Origin of the sequence: Brachybacterium sp. Marseille-Q7125, assembly GCF_023062615.1 — a bacterium.
Classification (GTDB): domain Bacteria; phylum Actinomycetota; class Actinomycetes; order Actinomycetales; family Dermabacteraceae; genus Brachybacterium.
In genome coordinates this window covers 39,251-64,734 of the sequence record NZ_JALLAL010000012.1, presented here as the reverse complement: position 1 = coordinate 64,734, position 25,484 = coordinate 39,251, and the positions used below count along the sequence as shown (strand labels likewise).

24 protein-coding genes are annotated in these 25,484 nt (G+C 68.8%); 15 read left to right on the top strand and 9 right to left on the bottom strand.

Going from position 1 to position 25,484, the window contains the following annotated elements:
* Nucleotides 1-387 (bottom strand): helix-turn-helix transcriptional regulator (locus tag MU407_RS05020; protein ID WP_246955827.1); only part of this gene is annotated, 387 nt, incomplete at its 3' end.
* A gap of 509 nt (nucleotides 388-896) precedes the next feature.
* Between MU407_RS05020 and MU407_RS05015 the strand changes: the two genes are divergently transcribed.
* The 5 genes from MU407_RS05015 to MU407_RS04995 all read left to right on the top strand — a co-directional run bounded on the left by MU407_RS05015 (nucleotide 897) and on the right by MU407_RS04995 (nucleotide 6,621).
* A complete protein-coding gene (locus tag MU407_RS05015; protein ID WP_246955825.1) occupies nucleotides 897-1,943 on the top strand; it encodes a LacI family DNA-binding transcriptional regulator in 1,047 nt (348 codons plus the stop codon).
* 214 nt (nucleotides 1,944-2,157) lie between these two features.
* Complete coding sequence (locus MU407_RS05010; RefSeq protein ID WP_246955823.1) at nucleotides 2,158-3,546, top strand: extracellular solute-binding protein; 1,389 nt, start codon at nucleotides 2,158-2,160, stop codon at nucleotides 3,544-3,546.
* Entirely contained in the window at nucleotides 3,543-4,424 is an 882-nt protein-coding gene (locus tag MU407_RS05005) for a sugar ABC transporter permease (RefSeq protein WP_246955821.1), read from the top strand. Before MU407_RS05010 ends, MU407_RS05005 begins: the two co-directional genes overlap by 4 nt.
* A 52-nt stretch (nucleotides 4,425-4,476) precedes the next feature.
* Complete coding sequence (locus MU407_RS05000; RefSeq protein ID WP_102235739.1) at nucleotides 4,477-5,298, top strand: carbohydrate ABC transporter permease; 822 nt, start codon at nucleotides 4,477-4,479, stop codon at nucleotides 5,296-5,298.
* Nucleotides 5,299-5,343: 45 nt separating this feature from the next.
* Nucleotides 5,344-6,621: a glycoside hydrolase family 32 protein gene (locus tag MU407_RS04995; RefSeq protein ID WP_246955819.1), complete on the top strand. Its 1,278-nt coding sequence runs from the start codon at nucleotides 5,344-5,346 to the stop codon at nucleotides 6,619-6,621.
* Nucleotides 6,622-6,751: 130 nt separating this feature from the next.
* On the opposite strand, the gene MU407_RS04990 is transcribed toward MU407_RS04995, so the two are convergent.
* Nucleotides 6,752-7,867 carry a PLP-dependent cysteine synthase family protein gene (locus tag MU407_RS04990; protein ID WP_246955817.1) on the bottom strand — a complete coding sequence of 372 codons (1,116 nt, stop codon included), beginning with the start codon at nucleotides 7,865-7,867 and terminating at the stop codon, nucleotides 6,752-6,754.
* Nucleotides 7,868-7,908: 41 nt separating this feature from the next.
* Here MU407_RS04990 and MU407_RS04985 point away from each other — a divergent pair, with 41 nt between their 5' ends.
* From MU407_RS04985 to MU407_RS04975, 3 genes are all read left to right on the top strand, one after another.
* Nucleotides 7,909-8,940, top strand: coding sequence for a hypothetical protein (locus MU407_RS04985; protein ID WP_246955815.1), 1,032 nt, complete (start codon nucleotides 7,909-7,911; stop codon nucleotides 8,938-8,940).
* Between the two features lie 164 nt (nucleotides 8,941-9,104).
* The gene (locus tag MU407_RS04980) at nucleotides 9,105-11,282 is read left to right on the top strand and encodes a 3-hydroxyacyl-CoA dehydrogenase NAD-binding domain-containing protein (RefSeq protein ID WP_246955813.1); all 2,178 of its coding nucleotides are present in this window, start codon (nucleotides 9,105-9,107) and stop codon (nucleotides 11,280-11,282) included.
* A gap of 180 nt (nucleotides 11,283-11,462) precedes the next feature.
* The gene (locus tag MU407_RS04975; protein WP_246955811.1) at nucleotides 11,463-12,509 is read left to right on the top strand and encodes a hypothetical protein; all 1,047 of its coding nucleotides are present in this window, start codon (nucleotides 11,463-11,465) and stop codon (nucleotides 12,507-12,509) included.
* Nucleotides 12,510-12,572: 63 nt separating this feature from the next.
* Here MU407_RS04975 and MU407_RS04970 read toward each other — a convergent pair whose 3' ends face one another.
* Both MU407_RS04970 and MU407_RS04965 read right to left on the bottom strand, forming a co-directional pair.
* On the bottom strand, nucleotides 12,573-13,805 hold the full coding sequence (locus MU407_RS04970) for an aminotransferase class I/II-fold pyridoxal phosphate-dependent enzyme (protein ID WP_246955809.1): 1,233 nt from the start codon (nucleotides 13,803-13,805) through the stop codon (nucleotides 12,573-12,575).
* 47 nt (nucleotides 13,806-13,852) lie between these two features.
* Entirely contained in the window at nucleotides 13,853-14,434 is a 582-nt protein-coding gene (locus MU407_RS04965; protein WP_246955807.1) for a GtrA family protein, read from the bottom strand.
* 282 nt (nucleotides 14,435-14,716) lie between these two features.
* Here MU407_RS04965 and MU407_RS04960 point away from each other — a divergent pair, with 282 nt between their 5' ends.
* The 6 genes from MU407_RS04960 to MU407_RS04935 all read left to right on the top strand — a co-directional run bounded on the left by MU407_RS04960 (nucleotide 14,717) and on the right by MU407_RS04935 (nucleotide 19,814).
* The gene (locus MU407_RS04960) at nucleotides 14,717-15,520 is read left to right on the top strand and encodes a hydroxymethylpyrimidine/phosphomethylpyrimidine kinase (RefSeq protein WP_246955805.1); all 804 of its coding nucleotides are present in this window, start codon (nucleotides 14,717-14,719) and stop codon (nucleotides 15,518-15,520) included.
* 136 nt (nucleotides 15,521-15,656) lie between these two features.
* Nucleotides 15,657-16,433, top strand: coding sequence for an amino acid ABC transporter ATP-binding protein (locus tag MU407_RS04955; protein WP_281507650.1), 777 nt, complete (start codon nucleotides 15,657-15,659; stop codon nucleotides 16,431-16,433).
* A gap of 88 nt (nucleotides 16,434-16,521) precedes the next feature.
* Nucleotides 16,522-17,499, top strand: a complete 978-nt coding sequence (locus tag MU407_RS04950; RefSeq protein WP_246955803.1) for a glutamate ABC transporter substrate-binding protein — start codon at nucleotides 16,522-16,524, stop codon at nucleotides 17,497-17,499.
* Nucleotides 17,500-17,598: 99 nt separating this feature from the next.
* Nucleotides 17,599-18,300: an amino acid ABC transporter permease gene (locus tag MU407_RS04945; protein ID WP_246955802.1), complete on the top strand. Its 702-nt coding sequence runs from the start codon at nucleotides 17,599-17,601 to the stop codon at nucleotides 18,298-18,300.
* A complete protein-coding gene (locus MU407_RS04940) occupies nucleotides 18,297-19,124 on the top strand; it encodes an amino acid ABC transporter permease (protein ID WP_102235750.1) in 828 nt (275 codons plus the stop codon). The genes MU407_RS04945 and MU407_RS04940 overlap by 4 nt, the downstream gene beginning before the upstream one ends.
* A gap of 201 nt (nucleotides 19,125-19,325) precedes the next feature.
* Nucleotides 19,326-19,814: an SRPBCC domain-containing protein gene (locus MU407_RS04935; protein ID WP_102235751.1), complete on the top strand. Its 489-nt coding sequence runs from the start codon at nucleotides 19,326-19,328 to the stop codon at nucleotides 19,812-19,814.
* A gap of 52 nt (nucleotides 19,815-19,866) precedes the next feature.
* On the opposite strand, the gene MU407_RS04930 is transcribed toward MU407_RS04935, so the two are convergent.
* On the bottom strand, nucleotides 19,867-20,586 hold the full coding sequence (locus MU407_RS04930) for a type 1 glutamine amidotransferase (RefSeq protein WP_246955800.1): 720 nt from the start codon (nucleotides 20,584-20,586) through the stop codon (nucleotides 19,867-19,869).
* A 90-nt stretch (nucleotides 20,587-20,676) separates the two neighbouring features.
* The gene (locus MU407_RS04925; RefSeq protein ID WP_246955798.1) at nucleotides 20,677-21,360 is read right to left on the bottom strand and encodes a hypothetical protein; all 684 of its coding nucleotides are present in this window, start codon (nucleotides 21,358-21,360) and stop codon (nucleotides 20,677-20,679) included.
* A 137-nt stretch (nucleotides 21,361-21,497) separates the two neighbouring features.
* On the opposite strand from MU407_RS04925, the gene fdhD reads away from it, so the two are divergent.
* Nucleotides 21,498-22,370: a formate dehydrogenase accessory sulfurtransferase FdhD gene (gene fdhD / locus MU407_RS04920; RefSeq protein WP_102235754.1), complete on the top strand. Its 873-nt coding sequence runs from the start codon at nucleotides 21,498-21,500 to the stop codon at nucleotides 22,368-22,370.
* A gap of 17 nt (nucleotides 22,371-22,387) precedes the next feature.
* On the opposite strand, the gene MU407_RS04915 is transcribed toward fdhD, so the two are convergent.
* From MU407_RS04915 to MU407_RS04905, 3 genes are all read right to left on the bottom strand, one after another.
* Entirely contained in the window at nucleotides 22,388-22,927 is a 540-nt protein-coding gene (locus MU407_RS04915) for an RloB family protein (RefSeq protein WP_246955796.1), read from the bottom strand.
* Nucleotides 22,928-23,007: 80 nt separating this feature from the next.
* The gene (locus tag MU407_RS04910; protein ID WP_102235756.1) at nucleotides 23,008-24,342 is read right to left on the bottom strand and encodes an ATP-binding protein; all 1,335 of its coding nucleotides are present in this window, start codon (nucleotides 24,340-24,342) and stop codon (nucleotides 23,008-23,010) included.
* 157 nt (nucleotides 24,343-24,499) lie between these two features.
* Nucleotides 24,500-25,471, bottom strand: coding sequence for a sugar-binding domain-containing protein (locus MU407_RS04905; protein WP_246955794.1), 972 nt, complete (start codon nucleotides 25,469-25,471; stop codon nucleotides 24,500-24,502).
* Nucleotides 25,472-25,484 lie beyond the last annotated feature (13 nt).

Sequence of the window (25,484 nt, the reverse complement as noted above, 5' to 3'; positions counted from 1 at the left end):
TTCACCCTGAAGGTGCTCCTTCGACCTTGGAGAATTGGACCCTAAGTAAGCCCTATTCTTCCAGGTCAGGAGCACCTTTCCGCGTCTACGACCACCCCTCGGACACCTCAACGATGAAAGCCCGAGGCTAGACCGGTCCGGGGCGACGTCGATGGAGATGCGCGCTCCGACGGCGAGGGCGTATCGCCGCACCGATGCGAGGGTCGGATTGGCGTCGTAACGCTCGAACTGGGAGACGGCGCTTTGGGTGACCCCCATGCGTTCAGCGACGTCGCGCTGTGACAGGCCCTGCTGTTCGCGCAGGTCCACCAGGTCCTCGAGGAGTCGATCGAGGGTTTCTGCCAGTGCGGCGGCTCGCTCACGGACTGCTTCTGACGTCTCGGACATGAGGTATAGCTTATACCTCGGGAGTGTTTGGCGACGGGCCTCCGGGAAGATTCGCGCTGAGCTCGGCCACCCCCCAGTTGTCCACAGCCTCGGTGGTTGCCAAGCTCAGTGCGTGGTCGATCTCGATGTTTTGGGCCGCGCTGAGCTTTCATGAGTAGTTGATGGAACTGCCCTTCGCAATCGGCGCGCACGTACTCGTTGATATCGAACCGGTCGACGATCGACATCAGGCGCTCCATGGCTCGCGCCAGGTGCTGGCCGTCCACGCACATGCGCCAGTAGAACTTCACAGGCCTCTTGCGCGAGCAGACGCTGATGGGGGTGGGCATGGTGACGATCGTAGATATCTGCGGTCCTCGGCGAATTTGCCATTGTGGATAACTTCTCGCGCTCTCACCCGCGCCGGGCCATGGTGTGCATCCCGGAGGGGGCTGCGGACAAGTCCCTGCGCAGCTGTTCTCTCTAGCGGGGAACGCGAGCTCGGGCATCGGACCACATACCCTGTGGCCGTGACTCCACCTCGCCGCCCCACCTCTGCTGACGTCGCCGCGCGTGCCGGAGTCTCTCGAGCGACCGTCTCGATGGTGCTGAACGGCCGCGTGGCCGGGACAGTCTCGACGGCCACACAGGAGAAGGTGCTCGCGGCCGCGGATGAGCTCGGGTACACCCGCTCCGCCCTGGCGATCTCCCTGCGGGAGCGGCGCACCCGCACCATCGGTCTGATCACCGACGAGATCGCCACATCTCCCTTCGCGGGACGCATGGCCCGAGCTGCCTCGCTCGAAGCCGCCCGGGCCGACTATCTGGTGATCACGGTGGACCTCTCCCTGCGGGAGCAGTCCGTCTCCGAGGCCGCGCGGCTCCTAGCCGAGCGTCAGGTGGACGGTCTCATCTACGCGACGATGGGGCATGTGCGGGTGCCGCGCCCCGCGATCCCGCCGGGTATCCCGCTGGTCCTGTTGAACTGTGCACTCGAGAACCCTGAGGATCCAGGTCCGCCCCTGCCCTCGTTCATTCCCGACGACTACGGGGCAGCCCGGCGCGCGGTCTCGCGCCTGCTCGAGGCCGGGCATCGAAGAATCGCCATGATCTCGGGCGAGGACGACTCCGTCGCCGTCCGTGACCGTGAGCAGGGGTTCCGCGACGAGCTCGCTGCGCACGGGCTGGATGGCCGGGTGCTCTCAGCAGGCTGGCAGATGGATGACGGATACCGGGCCGCATCGCATCTCCTGGACGGTGAGGACGTGCCCACCGGTGTGTTCTGCATTCGTGACCGGGTGGCCGGTGGCGCGCTTCATGCTGCAGCGGCACGCGGAGTCCCGGTTCCCGAGGGGCTCTCCGTGGTCGGGTTCGATGACGAGGAGTTCTTCGCCGCGTACCTCACTCCGGCGCTGACGACCATGGCGCTCCCGCATACGGAGATGGGGGAGCGAGCCATGGCGGCTGTGCTCGCGCAGCTTGAATCTGATGATTCAGCAACGGCGACGGGACATCCCACCGCGGTCGCGTGCTCCCTGGTCGAACGCAGCTCGGTCGCTGGCCCGTCAGGGAGCTGAGGCCGGCGGCACGGCGCCGTGCCGGCTCCGCGCGCCGGCCCCCGCGTCTCCCGTCGTCCGTTGGGCCTCGCCGCCAAGCCTTGACACGTGTGAAAGCCCGCGCGCATACTGGCGGCACACGACCTAGACACGTGTGAAAGTCGGAGTCGGAGCGCACCAGATCGACCTGGTGCGATACCCGAGCCGAACGCCCGCACTCGACGAAGAGGACCGCATGGCACGTCGATCCACCATCACCCGCCGCGCGCTGCTCGGCGCCGCTGGACTCACCGGCATCGCCGGGACCGCGGCCGCGTGGCCGCGTCTCACCGGGAGGGACGTCCCGGGCCGCGGAGAGGACGCCCTGACCATCCTCATCCTCGGTACCGCACAGGATGCCGCCGGTCGCCAGGTCATCGCCGACGCCTTCATGGAGGAGCACCCGGACATCCCCGTGCTCATCCAGTCCGTGCAGGCCACCGACTGGGGGGACTTCTTCGCCAAGATCCTCACCATGGTGGCGTCCGGTACCCAGCCGGACGTGGTCTACACCGCGACCGAGGGTGCGCAGCTCTTCGCGGAGCGCCTGGCGCTGCCCCTGGACGACTACATCGCTCGTGATGACGACCAGATGCACGACTACTTCGACGACGTGCACCCCAGTCTCATCGAGGCGTTCATGTACAAGGGCTCGCTGTACCAGCTCCCTTTGGACTTCAACGCCGCCAACATGTACCTCAACCTCGACGTCCTCGAGCGCAACGGCCTCGAGATGCCGGGCGAGGACTGGACGAAGGACGACTTCACCGAGCTCCTGCGCGGCATGCACGGCGACGCCACCCCCTACTACTGGACCAACCGCCTCTTCGGCGGCATCGTCCCCTGGCTCTACGTCAACGACACCTCCTTCCTCACCGAGGAGAAGGCCGATGGTGCCCAGGAGTTCTGGTCCACCTTCTACCCCGGCGAGGAGCGATCGGGCGGATACCTCTGGACCGGATCGAACGCTGCCGACGAGAGGGTCCGCGAGAGCTTCGAGCATCTGCGGGGCCTGGTGCAGGAAGGGCTCGCGGTGCGTCCTGAGGAAGGCGGCGGGAACACCCTGGTCGGCCTCTTCGCCTCCGGCCGCATCGGCACGACCCCGGCCGGCGGCTATTGGGTGCAAGGGCTGAGCGAGGGAGGCATGTCGCCCAAGCAGTACGACGTCCAGTTCTTCCCGAAATGGCGCACGCAGCGTCACCAGTTCGGTGCCGCAGGGTACGCGGTCATGAGGACCACCAGCAAGGCGGACCAGGCGTGGGAATGGATCAAGTTCAGCGCCAGCAAACAGGCGATGGAGCTGGCATTCCCCACCCCGGCCACCACCCCCACCCGCCGCTCGATGGTGAACGACAACTTCTACACCCAGATCGGGCCGGAGAACTGGTCGCGCTTCTACGACACCCTCGACCGCTTCCCGACGACCGGCCCGATCCCGGCCCCGCCCCAGCAGGCCGCCGTCGAGACCGCGCTCATCCGGAACGTCTCCACGGCGCTCTCCGGCGGCCCGGACCAGGTGGAGCGCTCACTGCAAGCCCTCGACCGTGACCTCCGAGAGGTCCTCGCCCAGGAGGAGATCCGATGAACAAGGACCGCAGCTCCGTCGTCCTGCGCTGGCTGTTCCTCGCCCCGACGATGCTCGGCATCGGACTGTTCGTGGTGGTGCCGATCCTCGGGTCCCTCGTGCTGGCATTCTTCCGCTGGGACATCATCACCTCCCCTCAATTCGTGGGCCTGCAAAACTTCGCCGAGATCGCGACCGACTCCACTGTGGCGGTGTCCTTCGCCAACACCGCGGTGTTCGTGGTGGTGGCGGTCATCGCACAGCTCTGCGTCGCCATGCTGCTGGCCGTCCTGGTGCAGTCCTCGATGCCGGGATGGCTGAGGGTCTTCTTCCGCTCCACCTTCTTCTTCCCGCTGGTGCTCTCCGCTGCGAGCGTCTCCATCCTGATGAAGTACCTCTTCAACGAGAGCTACGGGGTGATCAACTGGGCGCTGTCCCTCGTGAACATCCCCGCCGTCCCATGGCTGACCAGCCCGCAGTGGGCCATGGTCGTGGTCATCTGCGTCTACGTGTGGCAGAACTTCGGATTCTCTTTCCTACTATTCATCGGAGGGCTCGGCGCCATTCCCACCGAGGTCTATGAAGCCGGCGATCTCGACGGCGCCACGGGCCTGCGGCGCTTCTTCCACCTGACCTTGCCGCTGGTGAGCCCTACCCTGCTGGTCGCCTCGGTCATGGCGATCATCTCGGCCCTCCAGGTCTTCGATCAGCCGTACGTCCTCACCCGCGGTGGCCCCGGCGACTCCACCCGCACCGTTGTCATGGTGATCTACGAGAGCGCCTTCCGGCAGCTCGAGTTCGGCCGGGCAAGTGCTATCGGGCTGATCCTCATGGTCCTGATCATGCTGGTCACCGCCGCGCAGTTCCGCCTCGCCCGCCGATTCGTGTTCTACCAGTGAGTCGCCTGACCGCCTCAGCGAGCACCCCCGTGCACCTCCGGAAGGACCTGTGATGCAATCCCGACTCCCGTCTCTCGCCAAGTACGCCGTGCTGCTGGTGGCCGCCGTGCTCACCCTCGGGCCGGTGTGGTGGACCTTCACCACCTCGCTCCGTCCGGCCGCAGAGTCCTTCAATCTGCCGCCGAGCTTCTTCCCACTGTCCCCGGACTTCTCGAGCTACGCGGCGGTCTTCGAGCAGATCAAGGTCCCTCTGCTCGTGCTCAACAGCGGACTGGTCACGGCGCTCATCGCCGCAGGCCAGATGATCACCGCCGCGATGGCCGGGTATGTCTTCGCCCGCATGGAGTTCCGAGGCAAGAATCTGCTGTTCTCGATCGTGCTGTCCACCATGATGGTCCCGGCACAGGTGACCATCGTGCCGGTGTTCATGCTGATCCGAGGCATCGGGCTGTCGGACACGCTGCTCGCGCTCATCCTGCCCGCGATCCCCACCGCCTTCGGCACGTTCCTCATGCGCCAGTACTTTCTGGGGCTGCCGCTCGAGCTCGGTGAGGCGGCTGCGATCGACGGCGCCAGCCCGTGGCGCACCTTCTTCTCGATCTACGCGCCTCTGGCGCTGCCCGGGATGGCGATCGTCGGCGTCCTGGCCTTCAACTTCCATTGGAACGAGTTCTTCCGGCCCCTCATCTTCATGATCTCCGAGCAGAACTACACGCTCCCGCTGGGCCTGGTGACCCTCCAGGGCAACCTCGGGACCGGATCGATCTCGATCGTCCTGGCGGGCGTGATCCTCTCGATGATCCCCGCTGTGGTGGTCTTCCTCTTCGGCCAGCAGTACCTGCGAGACGGCCTCACCGCCGGATCGTCCAAGTGACCGCCCCTTCCTCGAACCGTCCCGATGACCCAGGAGAACTGCTCCATGACAACCGACCTCGCTTTCCCCGCTCTGCACCGGGTGCACCCGCGCGGCTGGCTCAACGACCCCAACGGCATTCTGCGCAGCGCTGACGGGCGCTGGCACGTGTACTTCCAGTTCAACCCGCATTCGGCTCGGCACGAGAAGATCCACTGGGGGCACATGTCGTCCCCGGACATGGTCACCTGGCGCCAAGAGCCGCTGGGCCCGGTGCCCCGGCCCGGCGAAGCGGACCAGGACGGCTGTTGGAGCGGCGTGGGCCTCATGGACGGTGATACCCCCACCCTCGTCTACTCCGGTGTGGACGGAACGGAGAACCAGTTCTCGCGGGTGATCGTGGCTCGCACGGACCCGTCGGCCGCGGAGCTCATCGATCCTGGCCGCGTGGTCGCAGAGATTCCGGAGGTGGAAGGCCTGATCGGGGTGCGCGATCCCTTCCTCTTCGAGCACGATGGCCGACGCTGGGCGGTGCAGGGTGCGGGAGTGTGCGAAGGCGACGGCTTCGTCGCCACTCTGCTGCTGTACGACGCGGAGGATCTCGAGGACTGGCGCCTCGTGGGAACCCTGCTGCATGGTGATGACCCGGCCGCGCAGGAGCACGCCCCGGCCGACCTGTGGGAATGCCCCCAGCTGGTCAAGGTGGGGGAGCGGTGGGTGCTGCTGCTGAGCCTGTGGCGCCACCGGGAGAACGGCGACGAAGGCCCGGTCCAGGTGAATCATCTGGTGGGTGACATGATCACGGCCGACGACGGAACCCCGCGGTTTATCCCCACCGGGGGCGGACGCGCCGAGCTGGGGCCCGACTTCTATGCTCCGCAGGCCGTGGCGGAAGGCGGCCGGGCCCTGCTGTGGGGCTGGGCGTGGGAAGAGGCTGAACGGACTCAGGAGCAGACAGACGCCCAGGGGTGGGCTGGCACCCTCACCTCCCCGCGCGTGCTCCGGCTGCATGGTGACACCCTGCTCATGGATCCCGCCCCGGAACTCGCGGTGCTACGCGGTGATCCGCTGGAACCACGCGAGACTGGACTCCAGCTTCCTGCCCCGTACCGGGCCGAGGTCCGTGTCACCGGACCCGCTCACGTGGTGCTTCGCCGAGTCGATGGGGAGGAGCAGGAGCTGCTCGCCGCCCAGGGGCCGGCCACAATCCTGCTGGACGGTGGCCTGCTCGAGGTGCTCGAGCAGGAGAGCACCGCTGCGACCCGTCGCTTCCACCCGAGAAGCGGAGACATCGTGCTTGTGCGTGGGCAGGTCGACGCCGCCTGGGAGCTGCGCCGACCGTAGTCGATTCCATGAAAGACACGCAGACGGCCGACCAGCTGCACTATGCGCGCGGTCGGTCGTTTGCGTGCCGCCCGTGGAATCCCACGCCGTACTGCGACGCGGATCGACCTCACGCCGCCGGCCCCGCCCTTCACCCGCCCTGCAGCGGCAGCAGCTCCTGCAGCGCGTCGAGCCACGGCACGAGGTCCCAGCCCTGCTCAGCCACCCAGGTGTCGTCGAAGTAGGTGTCGGTGTAGCGGTCCCCGGGGTCGCACAGCAGCGTCAGCAGCGAGCCTTCCTCCCCGCGCTCGCGCATCTGCGTGATCAGCTGTGCACACGCGATGAGATTCGTGCCGGTCGAGGCGCCCACGCGGCGGCCCAGCACCTGCGAGAGGTAGCGCGCACCGGCCACCGAGGCGGCATCGGGCACGCGGATCATGCGGTCCACTACCCCGGGCACGAAGCTCGGCTCCACCTGCGGTCGCCCGATCCCTTCGATCCGCGAGCCGCAGCTCGTGGTCACCGAGGCGTCCCCCTGCACCCAGCCGTCGAAGAACGCAGAATTCTCCACGTCGGCGACACATAGGCCTGTGGGCAGCCGCAGATACCGCAGGTAGCGGCCGAACGTGGCACTGGTCCCGCCGGTCCCGGCGCCCACCACCACCCAGCGCGGCACCGGATGCGGCTCGAGGGCCAGTTGCGCGAGGGCGCTGACGGCGATCGAGTTGTTGCCCCGCCAGTCGGTGGCGCGCTCGGCGTAGGTGAACTGGTCCACGAACAGGCCGCCGCATTCATCGGCCAGGCGCTGCGCCTCGCGACCCAGTCCTGCTGCGCCGTCCACCTGGTGGCAGGTCCCGCCCGCCGCTTCGATGAGCGCGATCTTGCGGGCACTCGTGCCGTGCGGCACCACGGCCACGAAGGGGATATCGAGCTGGCGTGCCACATGCGCTTCGCTGACAGCCGTGGAGCCGCTGGAGGCCTCGATCACGGGCATCCCTGGCCGCAGATGACCGTTGACCAGGTGATACAGGAACAGCGAGCGGGCCAGGCGATGCTTCAGGCTGCCGGAGAAGTGCGTGGATTCATCCTTGAGGTACAGCTGGATGCCCCACTCGGCGGGTAGCTGCAGCGGCAGCAGATGCGTATCCGCGCTGCGCCGCCCATCGGCCTCCAGGCGCCGCACCCGCTCGGCCACCCAGCACCGCAGCTCCTCATCGCTGCGATCCACGTCCTGCAGTTCCTGTGGCCACCGTGCGCACTCATCCATGGCATGACCGTAGCGGCTCGCCCGGCCCTATGCTCGACGTCGTGACGAACCAGCGGGCGCAGGCCGACGGGGACTCGGGCGCGCAGGAGGGCGCGCCCGAGGATCCCGAGGTGATCGACGCCGTCCCCCTGGACCCTGAGGCGCTGCGCAGTCCCACCCTCCCGGACTTCGGCGAGCACGACATTCCTGGTGTGAACAGCGCCGATACTGCAGTCCGCGGCAGCGCAGCGCCCGGCAGCACAGCCCCCGTTAGCGCAGCCTCCGGCAGTGCAGCCACCGACGCCCGTGCCGCCGCGTCGCTCCCGCTCCCGGGCGCGCCGAGCCCCGGCCCCGAGGGTCACCGCATCCCGCGCGGCCTCGATGACCCGGACCCGCACGATGCTCCGCGCCGTCGCGGCCGGTGGCGCGGCAATCTCCCAGCCTGGGCGATCCTGGGCATCGTCGCCGTACAGGCCGTGGTCGTCGTGCTCGTCGTCACGATGGTCACCGGCACCGTCCGCACCGCCCTGGCGCCACCCGCCCCCGCGACGACCTCCATCACCCCGAGCATCCCGCCGGCGAGCCCGCGCGCCACCCCGTCGGCCACCCCCACCGAGCAGGAGAAGGAGCCCGGCACCGTCACTGACGCTGAGGGGGAGAAGATCGCGATCGGCACCGGTCCCGATGACCCGGCCACGGTGGGGGAGCACACCTTCGCCTGGGAGGTGTGGACCAGCGGCACCCTGTCGGTCACCGCCCGTGAGGTGGACACCGATGCGCAGCTGCCCGGCGCTGAGGATCTCGTGGCCGACGGGTATCAGCTGGTGATCGCCACCTATGAGGTGCGGTACGACGGGCCGGCCCGCCTCGCGCCCGTCGAGGAGTTGTGGCCGACCGCCGAATCGGCCCGCCGCTACTACCCGGATATCGCCGAAGGGCTCGTCGATGATCCGATGCGGCAGGTGGACGCCCTCTCCAGCGGGGAGAGCGCCACGTTCCGCAGCGTCTTCATGGTGCCGACGGAGGAGCTCGACTCCTTCCTGCTGGCAGTGGAGACCTATAACGGCGAGCGCCTCTACTACGCGGCCGACTGAGCAGCCCGCGGGGGCTCCCGCACCGCCCGCGCCCCTCACCACCCCACCCCGCCTCTCGCCGGTGGACAGCCCCCGGGCCCCTGCGGCATGATCTATATGAAACCCGGGGTATCAGGCATTCTTTCTGCGCCCCGCCCTCGACGGAGAGACCACGGAAGGCCGCCATGACCAGCTACACCGAGCACGTCACCCGAGTTCTCACCGAGGATCGCGAGCATCCGGGCCTCGGCGCCGTGGCCGTGCTGACCTTCGCCCCGCCGGAAGGGCAGGAGCGCCGCCCCGCGACCCTGGGCCCGCGCTCCATCCAGGCCGTGACCGGCGCGATTGCCACCGCGCTGGACCGCGCCGAGGCCGGGGACATCGCCGCGATCGCCCTGACCGGCACCGGGAAGGTGTTCCTCGCCGGCGCAGACCTGTCGATGTTCGCCGACCCCACCGCCGTGAACCACGTCGAGGAGATGACCCGCGCCGCCCATGACCTGCAGATCCGCGTACGCACGAGCCCTGTGCCCGTGCTCGCACACCTCAACGGCGCAGCGCTCGGCGGCGGCCTCGAAGTGGCGCTCATGGCCGACGTCCGCACCGCCGCTCCCGGCGTGCGCGGCATCGGGCTGCCGGAGACGGGCCTGGGGATCCTGCCCGGCTGGGGCGGCACCACGCTGCTGCAGTCCGTGGTCGACCCCGAGACTGCGGTGCGCATGATCCTCGAGGACCCTGCCCGCGACCGACAGCTGAGCGCCGAGCAGGCCCTCGAGATCGGCCTCGTGGACGCTCCTGCGGCGGACCTCGCGGAGGCGCTGGACCAGTTCGCGGCCCTCATCGCCGCGCATGCGGATGTCGAGGACACCGACGGGGACGTGGTGGATCCCGCCGTGGCGGGCGCCTGGGCGGGCCGCACCCACCCGCTGCCCGATGCCGCCGGCCCCGAGGCCGATGCGCTGCGCGATGCCCTGGATGCCGCCCACGGTCCTGCCGAGTCCCGCCGCGAGTGGGCCCAGCGCCTCGCCGCCGCCGGCGCCCCGGCCGTGGCCCGTGCCCTCGAGCTGCTGGAGCAGCTGCCCGGCTCCACCCTCGAGGACGCCCTGGCCCGCGAAGGTGCGGCGCTCGGGGAGCTCGTGCGCACCGATGCCGCCGCAGCCTCCCTGTACGCCGCGGAGATGCTGCGCCGCGGCAAGCCCGGCCGCACCCCCGTCGAGGGTGCGCGCGAGATCCGGAAGGTGGGCGTGGCCGGTGCTGGCCTCATGGCCTCCCAGATCGCTGCTCAGCTGGCGCTGGGCCTGCAGGTGCCGGTGGTCATGCGCGACCTCGACGAGGACATCGCCGCGAAGGGCCTCACCGCCGCCCGCGACGTCATCGAGCGCACCGCCCAGCGGGGTCGGATCGACGAGGACACCGCCCGCCGCGTCGCCGAGAACCTCTCGGCCACCACCGATCTGCAGGACCTCACCGGCTGCGACCTCGTCATCGAAGCGGTCCCCGAGGTGCTCGCGATCAAGAAGTCCGTGTTCGCCGAGCTCGAGAGCGTCCTGGACGAGCAGGCGCTGCTGGTCACCAACACCTCGTCGCTGTCGGTCGCGGCGATGGCCGAGGACCTTGAGCATCCCGAGCGGGTGGTGGGGCTGCACTTCTTCAACCCCGTGGAGAAGATGCCGCTGGTGGAGGTGATCCACACCGATGCCACCGATGAGACCACCCTCGCCACCGGCCTCGAGGTGGTGCGGCGCCTGCGCAAGTTCGCCGTCCAGTGCGCTGATGCTCCCGGCTTCGTGGTGAACCGCCTGCTGTTCCGTGTGCTTGGCGAGGTGCTCGCCGCCGTGGACGCCGGGGCCGACCCCGTCGCGGTGAATGCCTCCCTGGACTCGATCGGCCTGCCGATGCGTCCCTTCGCCCTGCTGGACCTGGTGGGCCTGGCCGTCGCCGATCATGTGGGCCAGGTCCTCGTCGCCGAGCTGGGCGAGCGTTTCCACGCCTCCCCGGGCCTCGCCGCGATGGCCGAGCGGAAGGCACAGTTCACCGAGAAGGCGAAGACCACCGTGCACCCGCCCGTCTCACCCACCGTCGCTGAGGTGTTCGCGGCCGTGAATCCGGATCGTCCCGCGCAGCCGCCGGCGGTGGGGGAGGACCTGGCGGACCGCGTGCGCGAGGGGCTCGCCGAAGAGATCGCGCTGATGCTCGATACCGGTGTGGTGGAACAGCCGGAGCAGGTGGATCTCGCGCTCATCCTGGGCGCCGGGTTCCCGCGCCATCGCGGCGGCGTCACCCCGCATCTGGACGCCTCGGGTGCGGCGGAGCGCGGGGCCGGCCGGACCTTCCACGCGGAGCGGTTCACCGGGCGCTCGTGAGCCGTGGGGAAACCGCGCTGCGCCGTCCCCGGATCGGGGCCGTGCACGGGGCTGTGCGGCACTGAACATGTGTCGCCGAAGAGGTACGATCATGTGAGGTGACCTGCACCGTCGGCGGTCATCTCCGTCAGGGTTCTGCCAGAGAAAGGGGTCGGCACCACCCAGGTGTCGGATGAGAACATGTCGCAGCCGCCGCAGAATGGATGGGGTCAGCCACCCTCGGGTGACGCCTACGGTGCCCAGGGGGCCGACGGGTACGGCCAGCAGGGTTATGGCCAGCAGGGTTACGGCGCGGGCTCGCCCAATGCCGGATATGGCCAGGGTTCAGCGAACGCCGGGTACGGCCAGCAGGGTTACGGCCAGCAGGGTTACGGCCAGCAGGATTACGGCCAGCAGGGCTACGGCGCGCCCTCCCCGAACTCGGGCTTCGGACCGGGATCGGCGAACTCCGGGTACGGTCAGGATGCCGCCTTCGCAGCGGGCTACGGCGCCGACTCCACCTTCAGCCAGCCACCGAAGAAGAGCAGCAAGCTGCCGATCTTCGTGTGCATCGGCTGCGCGGTGCTCGCGCTGCTGCTGGTCCTCGTCGGCGGCGGCATCTTCCTGTTCACCCGCGGCGGTGATGACACCTCCGGTCGTGCCACCCAGAGCGAGGAGACCTCTCAGGCCGCCGACGAGGAGTCCTCCGAGCCCGCGGACGGCGAATCCTCAGATCCTGCGGACGAGGAGAGCTCCGAACCCGCCGACGAGGAGTCGTCGGAGCCCGCGGACCAGGGAGCCGGCGGCAAGGGGACGAAGGATGACCCTTACGGCATCGGGGACACCTTCACCCTCGATGACGGCGCCGGCGGCACTCTCGAGGTCTCTATCGGCGAGGTGAACTGGGACGCCACCGACGCCGTGATGAAGGCCAGCGAGTTCAACGAGAAGCCGGGAGATGGGGAGACCTACATCCTCGTCCCTATCACCGTGACGTATTCGGGGCCGGAGTCCTTCTCGCCGCTGCTGGGGCTCTCCGTCGAGTACGTCTCCGGCAAGGGCAACTCCTTCACCTTCGGCGGTGCGCTCACCGAGAACAGCTCCATCGATGTCGGGACGCTGTATGACGGCGGCAATGGCTCCTGGGAGGAGGCGGCCATCGTCCCCGTCGATCACACGAAGGACGGCATGATCAAGGTCCGAGTGCTCCTCGACTTCATGGGGGACGAGGTGTGGGTGCAGGTCTGATCCACCTGCGCTGACCTGCACGACGGGGCGGTGGTCCGAGGCGGCCGCCGCCCCGCCCCGTGCTCACCGCCGCACTGCCGCCCAGGCGTCCAGCCGCTCAAGCGCCTGCTCGATCGTGGAGCGGGACTTGCAGAAGGCGAAGCGCAGACGCGAGGCGGAATCCTGCGCGCCGGAGGAGTCGGCATGGTGGAAGGCGCTCAGTGGGATCGCGACCACGCCCGCCTCGGTGGGTAGGCGTTCGGCGAGCGCAGCCCCGTCGGCCTCCCCGAACTGTGAGGCATCCGCCACCGTGAAGTACCCGGCCGCCGGGACCGCCACCTGGAAGCCGATGTCCCGCAGCCCAGCGGTCAGCAGATCCCGCCGCTCCCGCAGATCCTCGGTGAGCTGCGCGAAGGCGCTGCGATCCATGCCCAGTCCCGCTGCGACGGCCGGCTGGAAAGGTGCCCCGGAGGTGTAGGTCAGCCACTGCTTCACCCCAGTGATCGCGGTGACCAGGGCCGATGGGGCTGTCAGCCAGCCGATCTTCCAGCCGGTGACCGCGAAGGTCTTGCCTGCCGAGCTGATCGAAACGGTGCGCTCGCGCGCCCCCGGCAGCACCGCGAGCGGCTGATGCGGCTGCCCGAACGTGAGGTGCTCATACACCTCATCGGTGACGATCAGCGCGTCATACCGCTGTGCCTGCTCCACGATCGCCGCCAGCACGGACTGCTCGAGCATGAGGCCGGTGGGATTGTGCGGGGTGTTCACCAGCACCACCCGAGTGCGCGCGCTGAAGGCATCCCGCAGCTGCTGCTCATCGACCCCCAGCACGAGGTCGCCGCTCACGGGGTCGGTGGCGCTGGTCAGCGGGACGGTCCGATGGGTGGCGCCGGTCAGGCCGATCAGCGCCGCGTACTGGTCGTAGAACGGCTCGAGGGTGAGCACCTCATCGCCGGGCTGCACGAGCGCCAGCAGAGTCGCCGCGAGCGCTTCTGTTGCGCCCGTCGTCACCAGCACCTCGGTGTCCGGATCCCAGTCCAGGCCGTACCACGCCGCCTGGTGAGCCGCGATCGCCTCGCGCAGAGTCGGCTCCCCAGCCCCCGGCGGGTACTGATTGCGACCCTCGCGGATCGCAGCCACCGCGGCGTCGGCCACGAGGGCGGGCGGGTCGTCGTCGGGGAAGCCCTGGCCCAGGTTCAGCGCCCCGGTGCTCGCGGCGAGAGCGGACATGCGGGCGAACACGGTGGGCAGGGGCACGCCGTCGCGCAGCAGCCCGGCCGCGGCAGCGGTGCGGATCCAAGGTCCGGTGACGTCCATGACCCCAGCCTCTCACTCCGCGATCGCGGGGCCGACGGGTCGCAGGGCTACCGGGGAGATACGTCGGCCCGGGGGCTGGACTGTCCGCAGGCCGACGCCGGGGCCTGCGCACGCGGGAACACCCAGCGCCCGTAGGTGACGTAGCGGAACGAGGTGGAGACGATCTGTCCGATCAGCGTGCCGGAGATGTTGTCCGCGAGCGGGGAGTCGAGCCCCAGCACGTAGCGGGAGAAACCCAGACACGCCAGCTGCAGCCCCGCCGCGATGATGTTCACGATCACGAACAGGACCACCGAGCGCCGCGTGTCTGGCCGCGGCCGATCCCCGAAGGTCCACAGCCGATTCCCCAGGTACGTCAGGCATGAGGCGAGGGAGATGGTGATGATCTTCGCCGTCAGCGGCTGGCCGTGCAGCAGCCCCTGCCCCCAGCCTTCTAGCGGGTGGAAGAATACCAGCAGGTTGTACAGCGCCGCATCCAGCAAGAACACCGTCCCGCCCACGATGAGGAACTTCATGGTGGGCCCGGCATGCTCGGCCAGCAGCGCCCCGGTGCGCTCCCGCAGCCCGGTGCGCCGCGGCGCGATGGGGGAGGGGGCGGCGGGCCCCGACGACTCGTCCGGCGTCAGCACGCCCGGCACTGTACCGGAGGCGATACGATCAAGGTTCGGCCGCTGCGACGGGCGGACCCCCGTGGTCATCGTCCTGGGAGCGCGCGGCCCCATCGGCCAGCGCGACGGACACCGGGAGATGCCTCCCGCCCTGGGAGCGCGCGGCCGGCCGCTGCGACGGCCCCGCGGAATGCCCGCGGGACCTGGGAGCGCGCGGCAGCCAACCATCACACCCGCCCGACGGGACGATTCGCGCGCCGCTGCGCGTGCGTCGGCCCCGTCGGCATCACATGAAAGGCACCCATGATCCCCGTCGCCCTGTCCATCGCTGGTTCCGAGGCCTCCGGAGGAGCCGGTGCACAGACCGACCTGAAGACCTTCCAGCAGCTGGGCACCTTCGGCACTGTGGCGCTGACCTGCATCGTCTCCTTCGACCCCAAGAACAACTGGGGCCACCGCTTCGTCCCGGTGGAGCCGCAGGTCATCGCCGACCAGATCGAAGCCACCACCGCCGTGCATGACATCGACACCGTGAAGATCGGCATGCTGGGCACCCCCGCCACCATCGACGCGGTCGCGACGGCGCTCGCCGAGCGCTCCTTCCGCCACGTGGTGCTGGACCCGGTGCTGATCTGCAAGGGCCAGGAGCCCGGCGCCGCGCTGGACACCGACAACGCGCTCAAGCAGCAGATCCTGCCGCTGGCGACGTTCGTGACCCCCAACCACTTCGAGTCCCTGGCCCTGTCCGGGATGGAGAAGATCGATTCCGTCGAGGACCTCACCGAGGCGGCGAAGCGCATCCACGACACCTACGGCGTGAGTGTGCTCGCCAAGGGCGGCGTCGTGCTCGAGGGCCCCGAGGCGGTGGATGTGTTCCACGACGGTGAGCAGACCGTCGAGCTGCGCAGCCCCAAGGTGGGTCAGGAGCGCGTGTCCGGCGCCGGCTGCACGCTCGCCGCCGCAGTCACCGCCGAGCTCGCCAAGGGCGCCACCCCGCTCGAGGCCGCCCGCACCGCGAAGGCCGTCGTGGACAGCTCCATCGCCCACCGGCAGGGCGGAAATACCCCCTTCGACGCCGTTTACCAGGGCTTCTACGGCAAGAACTGAGCACTCTCGCCCGGTCCGCCCCCGCGGGCCGGGCGGCGAGGCCCCCGCTCACACGGGCGGTCACGGGTGCGTATCGACATGTGAACCTGTGTGTCGTCCTCTGGACAATCGCCCGTGGCCGCAGCATTCTCAAGGAATGAACCAGACCAGCACGCCGCCGAGGAGCGCCGCCGACGGGGAACCGCTGATCTCCGTGCGCGGGGTCAACAAATACTTTGGCGACTTCCATGCGCTGAAGGACATCGACCTGGACATCCACCGCGGCGAGGTGGTGGCCCTCATCGGCGCCTCTGGGTCCGGAAAATCCACCCTGTGCCGCTGCCTGAACCGCCTGGAGACCATCACCTCCGGCCAGATCACCATCGACGGTGAGCCCCTGCCCGAGGAGGGCAAGGAGCTGACCCGTCTGCGGGCCGATGTGGGCATGGTCTTCCAGAGCTTCAACCTCTTCCCGCACCTCAAAGCGATCGACAACGTCACCCTGGGGCCCCGCAAGGTGCGCGGCGTCCCCAAAGCGGAGGCCGATGCGCAGGCCCTCGAGCTGCTGGACCGTGTGGGCCTGAAAGACAAGGCGAACTCCCTGCCCACGGCACTGTCCGGCGGGCAGCAGCAGCGCGTGGCGATCGCCCGGGCGCTTGCGATGAAGCCCAAGGCGATGCTGTTCGACGAGCCCACCAGCGCCCTGGACCCGGAGGTCATCAACGAAGCCCTCGACGTCATGACCGAACTGGCGAAGCAGGGCATGACCATGCTCGTGGTCACCCACGAAATGGGCTTCGCCCGCCACGTCTGCGACCGCGTGGTCTACATGGACCACGGCGAGATCGTCGAGCAGGGCGAGCCGGAAGCCTTCTTCACCGACCCGCAGAGCGACCGCGCCAAGGCCTTCCTCAGCAAGATCCTCCCGCACTGACCCCCGCGGCAGACGCCGCGGACCCGACCCGCCGACCCCGTCGGCACCCCCGCCCCACCCCGGGGCGCGAGAGAAACCGGAGAGAACGATGACCCGAACCAGCTTCCGTCCCGGCCGCCGCGCCGTCGTGGCCGCCGCAGCCACCCTGCCCCTGGTGGGCCTGGCCGCCTGCTCCTCCGACACCGGCGACGGCCCCGACCTCGGTGGCGGCGATGAGGATGGTGAGGGCGGCACCGAGGATGCGATGAGCGAGGTGCTCGCCTCCGGCCCCGTCGCGGACGACGACGCGATCTCCGCGAGCGCCTGGGCGCAGGCCATCAAGGACAACGACCAGCTCAAGCGCGGCGGCACCGTCGCCAACCAGGTGTTCTCCCTGGCCTCCACCTCCGGTGGGCGTCCCACCGGGTTCGACGCCGGTCTCACGCAGCTGCTGGCCAAGTACATCCTGGGCGAGGGCGGAGAGGACAAGATCGAGTACATCGACACCACCGTCGAGACCCGCGAGACCCTCGTGCAGAACGGCACCGTGGACTGCGTGATCGCCACCTACTCGATCACCCCGGAGCGGCTCGAGGTCATCGACTTCGCCGGCCCGTACTACATGTCCGGCACCGCCATCCAGGTGCGCGCCGAGGACGCCGAATCCATCACCGGCCCGCAGGACCTCAGCGGCAAGAACCTCGTCACCCAGGCGAACTCCACCGGCATCCAGGCCATCGAGGACAATGTCGAAAGCCCCGGCGATGTCTCCACCCTGCCGGACAACGAGTCCTGCGTGGCCGCCCTCAAGCAGGGCCGGGCCGACGCCTACGTGCTGGACCAGGGCGTGCTGCTGGGCAACTCGAAGGCCGACCCGGATGTGGTCGTCGTCGGCGAGCCCTTCGTGGATGACCCCTACGGCATCGGCCTGTCGCAGGAGAACCCCGACGCCGTCGAGTTCGTCAACACCTTCCTGCAGGAGATCATCGACTCCGGCACCTGGGAGGCCCTGTGGTCCGCGACCGTCGGCGAGGTCATCGAAGGCGACGCCCCCGAGCCGCCCACCATCGGCGAGATGCCCGCCTGATCCCCACCCGGCCCGCAGGAGCATCGACCCTGCGGGCCGGACCGCTCCGGCCTCCCGCCCCCGCGGGGCAGCCGGATCCCTTCTCCCCGAAGGAGACCCATGGACGTCATCGTCGAGAACCTCCCGCTGCTCGTCAGAGGCACCGGCCTCACGATCGCGCTGATCGTGCTGGGATACGCGTTCGCCCTTGCGCTGGGCACGGTCCTGGCGGTCTGCCGCGTGAGCCCGATCCCGCCGCTGCGCTGGGCGGCGACGGTGTACGTCGAGATCTTCCGCAACATCCCGCTGCTGAGCCTGCTGATCCTGCTCGCCTTCGGGCTGCCGGACGTGGGCCTGCGCCTGTCCTACTTCTGGTGCGCCGTGCTGGGGCTGACGCTTTCCTCCGCCGCCTTCGTCTGCGAGAACGTGCGCTCGGGCATCAACACCGTGCCGATCGGCCACGCGGAGGCCGCCCGCTCCATCGGGCTCGGATTCTTCGGCACCCTCCGCCACGTGGTGCTCCCGCAGGCCTTCCGCACCATGATCCAGCCGCTCGTGAACGTCTTCATCGGCACCGTGATCGGCTCGGCGCTGGCCTCGGCGATCGCCGTCCAGGAGATCACCTGGGTCACCCAGACCCTCACCACCCGCACCGCCCAGGGCGTGACCTTCTTCCTCATCTCTGGCGGCGTGTACCTGCTCCTCTCGCTGGGAGGCTCCGCGCTGGGCGGACGCCTCGAGCAGGCGGTCTCCCCGGAGCGCTCGACCGCGCGGCGCAGCGCCCGCGATGAGCTGGACGTCACGGCAGGAGCACAGGCATGAGCAGCACCTCGCACACCGCCACCCAGGTTCTGTTCGATGCCCCCGGCCCCAAGGGGCGGCGCCGCATCCTGCTGCTGAGCATCCTCTCCGCCGCGGTGCTGCTGGGTCTGCTGGGCGCGGGGCTGTGGCAGTTCCACGCCAACGGGCAGCTGGATCCGAACAAATGGGTGGTCTACCTGCGGGCGGACTACCTCGCGTTCCTGGGACGCGGCCTGCTGGGCACCTTGAAGGCGACCGCGATGGCGGCACTGTTCGCCTTCCCGCTGGGACTGCTGCTGGCGCTGGCCCGACTGTCCCACCTGCGCCCGGTGAGCTGGCTCGCGACCGCATGGATCGAGTTCTACCGCGGCATCCCGATGCTGCTGGTGGTGTACGCCTTCCTGCTGGCCCTGCCCGCCTACGGCGTGACCGTGGACCGCTTCTGGATGCTCGTGATCCCGATGATCCTGGTCTCCTCCGCCACCACTGCGGAAGTGTTCCGCGCTGGCATCAAAGCGGTGGATAGAGGTCAGCATGAGGCCGCTGCGGCGATCGGGCTCAGCCGACGCGATGCGATGTTCTCCGTGGTGCTGCCGCAGGCGATCCGCCTGGTGCTGCCCTCGCTGATCCTGGCGCTGGTGACGTTGCTGAAGGACTCCACCCTGGGGTACGTGGTCAGCTACAACGAGCTGCAGTTCCAAGGCAAGACGATGGTCTCCATCACCCGCTACCTGGTGCAGACGTACCTCGTGGTCTCCGTCATCTACATCGCGATCAACTTCCTGCTGACGCGCCTCGCGCTCACGCTGGATGCGCGGATGAAGGCGCGAGCGGCGGCGGGCTGAGCCAACGGGCCGGGGCTGGGCCGACGGGCCGGGGCTGGGCCGACGGGCCGGGGCTGGGCCGGTGGCGCTGGACTGGGCCGGTGGCGCTGGACTGGGCCGGTGGCGCTGGACTGGGCCGATCGCGCGGCGGGACCTACCGGCGGGACGGTGGGCTGACCTGCGGGACGTGACATCGCGGGCCGTGCGCGGCAGGGTGGAGGAATGATGAACACCGAGACCAGCATCTCTGTCACCCGCACGATCGACGCCCCCGCGAAGGACATCTTCGAGGTCCTTACCCTGCCGGCGCGCCACCACGAGTTCGACGGCTCCGGCACTGTCCGCGCGGCCGATGACACCGAGCGGATCACCAAGAGCGGCGAGAAGTTCGTGATGAACATGAACGGCGAGCACATGGGCGGCGACTACCGCACCCACAACTTCGTCACCGCTTACGACGAGAACAAGATGATCGGCTGGCAGCCGGCGCCCGAGGGGGAGGACGGCTCTGCCCCGGAGGGGCCGCTCGGCTGGGAGTGGCTGTACACCCTCGAGGCCGTAGACGCGAACACCACCGACGTCACCCTCACCTACTCCTGGGACAAGGTCACGGACCAGGAGCTGCTCAAGAAGGTCTCCTTCCCGCTGTTCAGCAGCGAGCAGCTTGAGGAGTCGCTGAACCTGCTCGCGGCCGCCGTGACGAACGCCTGAGTTGTTGTGTCAGGGGCCGACGGGGCACTGCCCCCGTCGGCCCCTGTGACGGTCAGCGGTCCGTGCGTTCGCGCACGACCTGCCCGAACGCCTCGGCGATGTGGCGCCCGGCGGCGGCGATCTGCTCATCGCGCGACCGCATCTGCGCCAGCAGCGCCGAGGCGTTCTCGCCGTAGTTTTCGCGCCAGCGCGCCATGAGCTCGGGGGAGGCCTCCGGGTGGAACTGCACGCCGACGGCGGAGCCGAGGTGGAACGCCTGGATGGGGCATTGTGCGGAGGTGGCGAGCAGCTGTGCCTGCTCGGGCAGGCGCGTGACCGCGTCATGGTGGGACTGCGCGGTCCAGAATTCGTCATCGAGCCCGCCGAGCACCGGGTCCTCGCGCCCGGCCGCGGTCAGCTGCACCGCAAAGGCTCCCTCCTGGTCCTGTTCGGCGCTGGCGAGGGTCAGCTCTCCGCCGAAGGTGTGCGCGAGGATCTGGTGGCCCAGGCAGATTCCCAGCACGGGCACTTGCGCGTCGACGGCGGCGCGCAGCAGCTCCCGCAGGGCCGGCAGGAAGGGGGAGGTGGCATCGTCGATCGCATTCCCGCGCCCGCCGAGGATGACGATCCCGTCGGCGCAGTCGGACAGCGCAGGCACCGGCTGCGTTGTCAGCAGCACCGTGCGGTGCGTGCCGGGCAGCCACTGCGTGAAACGGTCCAGCGGAACCGTGGGGTCCGGTTGCAGCACGGTGATCACGGCGGGGGAGGAAGATGCATCGGGCACAGCGGTCATGGGCACAGTGTGCCGCAGCGGAGGGCTGATGGCGCTATGCCGGCTGCGCTTCTCGAAGCGGGTGCCGATGCGACCAGGAACCGCCGCCGGTCACGACCTCTTTGTCCAGAAGTTCATGAGACGGTTCGTCTGCACGTTCCCGCCGTTCGCGAGCGTCACGCTGTCCACGAGGTAGGACACCCGCAGATACTGCACGTACGTGGGGTCCACGTAGCTCATGCGCACCCGGGTATCGAAGTAGGTGTCAGCCCACGGCGCGGGAGGCCTCCCATCGGGAACAGTGGTCCCCGTCGTCGGCCCGGTATAGATGAACTCATAGTGGAAGTAGGCCTGCGTGTATCCGTCCGGTGACGTGAGGTCTTGCGACCTGCCGCTGCGGGCCGGATCGAGCTTCCAGTTTCCCTGCACGGAGTAGAAGGGGTTCCCGAGGTATCTCCGGTCGAGGGCGGCGGCGGGGATGTCCACGGTGATACGCAGGCCTGAGACCGTGAAGTTCGTCGTCGGAGAGTCCTCGCTCACGGACCCGTCAATGAAAGGGGACGCGACGATCTGGTACCCGTAGGGAGAGGTGCCGAACTGCGTGACATGGTTGCTCAGGGAGAAAACCCCGGTGTCGACGTTGTACTGCCAGGTCAGGCTGGCGCGGTCGCGATACTCCAGGAGGGAGGCCGCGATGGCGGGCGCGGCGGTCGCGATGATGAGGCTGGGGGCGGCCCAGGCGGTGCCCTTGAGGACGGCGCGGCGACGAGGCGAATCGGTTACGGCAGTTGGCATCACGGGCTCCGGGGTGTTGACAGACCGATGGACAAGTTCGACGGCGCGGATCTCACTCGTTAAGATGCCGCCTTCTCACATAATAGGTGAGTGTACAGCTTCGGTTGCGCGGATGGGCCGCCGACTATCCTGGGACGATGGGCAGGGTCACCGAGCAGGCGCGCATCCGCACCATCCGGGTGCGGGACGGGAAGCTCTATGCAGGTCGCAAGGGTGATCACGTTGCGGTCGAAGAGCCGCTGGATATCCGGCTGAACGGACAGAAGCTCTCGCTGACCATGCGCACCCCCGGGCACGACGTGGAGCTGATCCACGGCTTCCTGCACGGCGAGGGCATCATCGCCTCCCGTGAGGACATCAGCGAGGCCCGCTACTGCGACGGTGCCGTGGTGGAGGACGGCTCCGGCTTCGCCCGCAACACGTACAACGTCATGGACTTCACCACCGCCCGGCCGCAGCTGATGCCCCTGCACACCAAGGCCTTCACCACAACCTCCGCCTGCGGGGTGTGCGGCTCGGAGTCCATCGACGCAGTGCGGAGCAAGAGCCGCTACACGCTCGTGCAGGACTGGGCGGTGGACCCGCGGGCGCTGCTGCAGGCCGCCGCCGATCTCACCGCGCAGCAGACCGTGTTCGCCCGCACCGGCGGGGTGCATGCGGCCGCCCTGCTCAGCCGCGATGGTGAGATCCTCGCCGTGCGCGAGGACGTGGGCCGACACAACGCCGTGGACAAGGTGATCGGCTGGGCGCTCATGAAGGACATGCTGCCGCTGCGCGAGCACATCCTGCTGGTCTCCTCCCGCGCCAGCTTCGAGATCGCCCAGAAGGCCTACATGGCGGGGATCCCGCTGCTGGCCTGCGTCTCCGCCGCAAGCTCCCTCGCCGTGGACACCGCCCAGGCGGTGGGGCAGACCCTCGTCGGCTTCACCCGGGCGTTCGATGACGGTGACGGGCGCATGAATGTCTACACCCACCCCGAGCGCCTGGACCTGGCCGCGGCGGAGGGGTGAGCGAACGCATCGACGAGCTACGCGTCGGGGTGTTCGCCGCGCATGAGATCTACGAGGACAGGCATCGCCGTCGACGGATCCGGCCCCATGCGCCCTGCGGTCAGTGCAGGATCTGCCTGGTGGGCGATGCGATGAGCCTGCTCCCACGACGGGAAGGGAAATCGTGGGGAGAGCCGTTTTCCGGCGAGCAACCCGAGCGCCTGCAGCTCAGCGTCGAGCTGCCGCGAGGTCAGCACGGAACGGCGTGATGACGCATGCCAGCGCAGCCAGACCTCGAACTTCAGATTGCTGATGAGAAGCAGGATTCCCTCCTGCTCAGCGCGAGCGATCGCGCGCTCGAGAGTCCCGTGACGATCGACATCCACCAGGCATACGTAGTGGTCATACGGGGTGCCCTTGCGGCGATCCGCACCACGGTGTTCGATGCAGCGCTCGACCACGCGTAAGGGGTCCTTGCCCACCTTCACCGCTCGTACGTCTGCCGTGGTCGCGCGGCTGCGCAGATGCTGCTGCAGCCCTTCGACATAGGCCGGTTCCGTGACGGTGCCTTCGGTCATCACGAGAATACGAGTGCGCATCGGACGTCGAGGTGCCCTGCCCCTGCGTGCGGTGCGTCGTGAATGTCGCGAAGCCACGGTCAGGTCTCCGAGGTGACCAATGCCGAGAGCAGGCTGGGGGCGAGGCGCGGAGTTCCGCCGTAGCGACCGGTGAGGTAGCGCTTGGCGACGTTCGCATCCCGGTGGCGATGGAACTCGGCCAGACTCGTCAGCTCCGTGACACCGTCGGCGTTCTTGTCGGTGAACCAGACCTGCTCGGGGTCGAGAGCGGTGGTGCTCAGCGGTGACAGCACGTAGGACTCGTGGCTGCTGAAGATGATCTGGGCGCCGTGCTCGTTGATCGTCTGATCCTCGAAAGCTCCCAGCAGCAGGTCCATCAGGTGGGGGTGCAAGCTCGCGTCGAGCTCATCGACCACCAGCAACCCGCCGCGACGCAGCGTCTCCAGCGCCGGAACGGCGATGGCGAGCCAGGCCACCGTGCCATCGCTCTCATCCTGGATGGAGAACGGGGGGCAGTCCTCGTCGGCGCCCGCGTGCGTGAACAGCAGCCGGCGGACCACCTGTTCCAGAACCGGATCATCGAGCTGATCATCTGAGTCCAGCTCGTCTTCAGCGTCAGGCTCGACCTCAACGGCATCGGCGGGGGAATCGGCCGCCCGGAGACTCCTATGGAACTGTGCGAGAGCAGCCCGGAAGGCCTGCGGCAGATCCTGCTCCTCGATCCGCACAGCGGTGACCCCGATATCTGCGATGCGCAGGAGTGCCTGCAGGTCATCGACGTCGATCGCGCCGCTGGCCAGCATGTCCGCGATCATGCTCAGGCGTGCCTCGCGGTAGGAGTCCTTGACGAGCACCACGTCGAACTCATCCACGAGCCGCCGTGCCACATCGTGCAGCGGGGACTGCGGGAAGTGCAGGGCGCGACTCAGCACCAGCTCCCGGTCCGTGACCTGCGTCGACGGTCGCAGGACCCGATCGTCACGGTCCCGCTCCAACCGCATCCTCCAGCGGGACGACGGGACATCCCGCAGCCACTCCCTGGCTACCCCGCGAGCATCGACCTCGAACCCATACTCGTGCCGACGTCCGTCGAGCACGAACTCCAGCACGTAGGTGCTCGCCTTCTCGCGGGACGCCGGGTCCAGCCGGAAGGGCGCCCTCTGCATGGTCCGGGATGCCTGCCAGGAGGTCGAGGAGTCGCGGATGGCCGAGAAGGCGTAGACCATCGCGTCCAGCAGCGCTGACTTGCCCGTGGCGTTGCCGCCGAAGATGCCGCAGGTGCGGTATGTGGCCGCCGTCCAATTGCCGTCGCGCGGCTGCAAGGTGCGCAGCGAGGTCCGCGTGAGGTCCACCGTGACCTCATCGCGGAGGCTCTTGTGGTTACGCACGGTGAAGCGCAGCAGGATCATGTGCATGAGCGTAGCGTCTCAGAGTTCCGATCTCTATGAATTTCGTGGAAAATCGCTCTCTGAGCGCAAGGGGCGGTGCTCTCAAGCGGCGAGCCCGTTCGGCGACGCAGAAGCGTCGTGATGAGATGATGATCGCGGCAGAGAGGGAGGCGTGGGCGAAGGATCAGGCCCTGTCCTCATGCAGCGCCAGCATCCGCAGCGCGGTGCTCTCATCGACCACCAGGTGCGTGGCAACCCGGGCGCGCAGGGCGGCCCCCAGCGCCCGGGCCTTGCGTGGCCCAGCCGCGACCAGCAGTCGCCGCGGGATCCGGGCCAGCGCCTCCGGGGTGGGGCCGGTGGAGCGTTCGTTGATCCGGATGTCCCGCCAGCTGCCATCGGCCCGCAGCATCACCGTGCACACATCACCCACGGCGCCGTCCTCTCGCAGCTGCGCCCAGTCCGCCTCGTCGAGATAGTCGGTGGTGTACACGTGGCTGGGGACGTCCGCTTCGAAGGCCCCGACCCCGAACACGGCCAGCTGCACCTGATTCTGCAGCTCCCGGATCCGACGGATCGAACGCTCGCGCCACAGCGCTTCCCGGGCCTCGGGCTGCTCGAAAAAGGTGGGCACCGGGAAGTGGTGGACCGACGCCTCCCACAGCGACCCCACCCGATCCAACATGGTCCCCACGTATTCCAGGCCCGAGCCCTGCGTGTTGATCACCCCGTTCAGCTGCACCACTCGCAGGTCTGAGGACGGCCGGGGCCTCAGCTGCTCCACGAGGGTGCCCACTGTCGTACCCCAGGCCATGCCGACGGTCATGCCCGGCTGCAGCATCTGCTCCAGCAGCCTGGCGCCGGCGCTCGCCACGGTCCGTAGGCGTTCCCCCTCGGTCTGCCCTGGTGCAGTGGGGATCACACGTACCTCCACGTGATGGCGCCGACGGATCCGCTCGGCCAGCTCCTCGAGTCGGGAGCTCTCCGGGGGCTGCAGGGTGATCCGCACGATTCCGCAGCGGCGCGCATCGCGCAGCATCCGCGAAACGGTGGAGCGGGAGACGCCCTGCGCCCCGGCGATCGCCTCCATCGTCTGATCGTCCTCGTAGTACATCCGTGCAGCCTCGTAGAGCTGATCGGAGCGGGAGGGGCGCATCATCCGGCCAGTGTTG

Bases quoted from the DNA above. Each gene is read 5' to 3' on its own strand.
- MU407_RS05010 (WP_246955823.1), top strand. From the start codon at position 2,158: ATGGCACGTCGATCCACCATCACCCGCCGCGCGCTGCTCGGCGCCGCT.
- MU407_RS05005 (WP_246955821.1), top strand. From the start codon at position 3,543: ATGAACAAGGACCGCAGCTCCGTCGTCCTGCGCTGGCTGTTCCTCGCC.
- MU407_RS05000 (WP_102235739.1), top strand. From the start codon at position 4,477: ATGCAATCCCGACTCCCGTCTCTCGCCAAGTACGCCGTGCTGCTGGTG.
- MU407_RS04995 (WP_246955819.1), top strand. From the start codon at position 5,344: ATGACAACCGACCTCGCTTTCCCCGCTCTGCACCGGGTGCACCCGCGC.
- MU407_RS04990 (WP_246955817.1), bottom strand. From the start codon at position 7,867: ATGGATGAGTGCGCACGGTGGCCACAGGAACTGCAGGACGTGGATCGC.
- MU407_RS04980 (WP_246955813.1), top strand. From the start codon at position 9,105: ATGACCAGCTACACCGAGCACGTCACCCGAGTTCTCACCGAGGATCGC.
- MU407_RS04975 (WP_246955811.1), top strand. From the start codon at position 11,463: ATGTCGCAGCCGCCGCAGAATGGATGGGGTCAGCCACCCTCGGGTGAC.
- MU407_RS04970 (WP_246955809.1), bottom strand. From the start codon at position 13,805: ATGGACGTCACCGGACCTTGGATCCGCACCGCTGCCGCGGCCGGGCTG.
- MU407_RS04960 (WP_246955805.1), top strand. From the start codon at position 14,717: ATGATCCCCGTCGCCCTGTCCATCGCTGGTTCCGAGGCCTCCGGAGGA.
- MU407_RS04955 (WP_281507650.1), top strand. From the start codon at position 15,657: ATGAACCAGACCAGCACGCCGCCGAGGAGCGCCGCCGACGGGGAACCG.
- MU407_RS04950 (WP_246955803.1), top strand. From the start codon at position 16,522: ATGACCCGAACCAGCTTCCGTCCCGGCCGCCGCGCCGTCGTGGCCGCC.
- MU407_RS04945 (WP_246955802.1), top strand. From the start codon at position 17,599: ATGGACGTCATCGTCGAGAACCTCCCGCTGCTCGTCAGAGGCACCGGC.
- MU407_RS04940 (WP_102235750.1), top strand. From the start codon at position 18,297: ATGAGCAGCACCTCGCACACCGCCACCCAGGTTCTGTTCGATGCCCCC.
- MU407_RS04935 (WP_102235751.1), top strand. From the start codon at position 19,326: ATGATGAACACCGAGACCAGCATCTCTGTCACCCGCACGATCGACGCC.
- MU407_RS04930 (WP_246955800.1), bottom strand. From the start codon at position 20,586: ATGACCGCTGTGCCCGATGCATCTTCCTCCCCCGCCGTGATCACCGTG.
- MU407_RS04925 (WP_246955798.1), bottom strand. From the start codon at position 21,360: ATGCCAACTGCCGTAACCGATTCGCCTCGTCGCCGCGCCGTCCTCAAG.
- fdhD (WP_102235754.1), top strand. From the start codon at position 21,498: ATGGGCAGGGTCACCGAGCAGGCGCGCATCCGCACCATCCGGGTGCGG.
- MU407_RS04915 (WP_246955796.1), bottom strand. From the start codon at position 22,927: ATGACCGAAGGCACCGTCACGGAACCGGCCTATGTCGAAGGGCTGCAG.
- MU407_RS04910 (WP_102235756.1), bottom strand. From the start codon at position 24,342: ATGCACATGATCCTGCTGCGCTTCACCGTGCGTAACCACAAGAGCCTC.
- MU407_RS04905 (WP_246955794.1), bottom strand. From the start codon at position 25,471: ATGATGCGCCCCTCCCGCTCCGATCAGCTCTACGAGGCTGCACGGATG.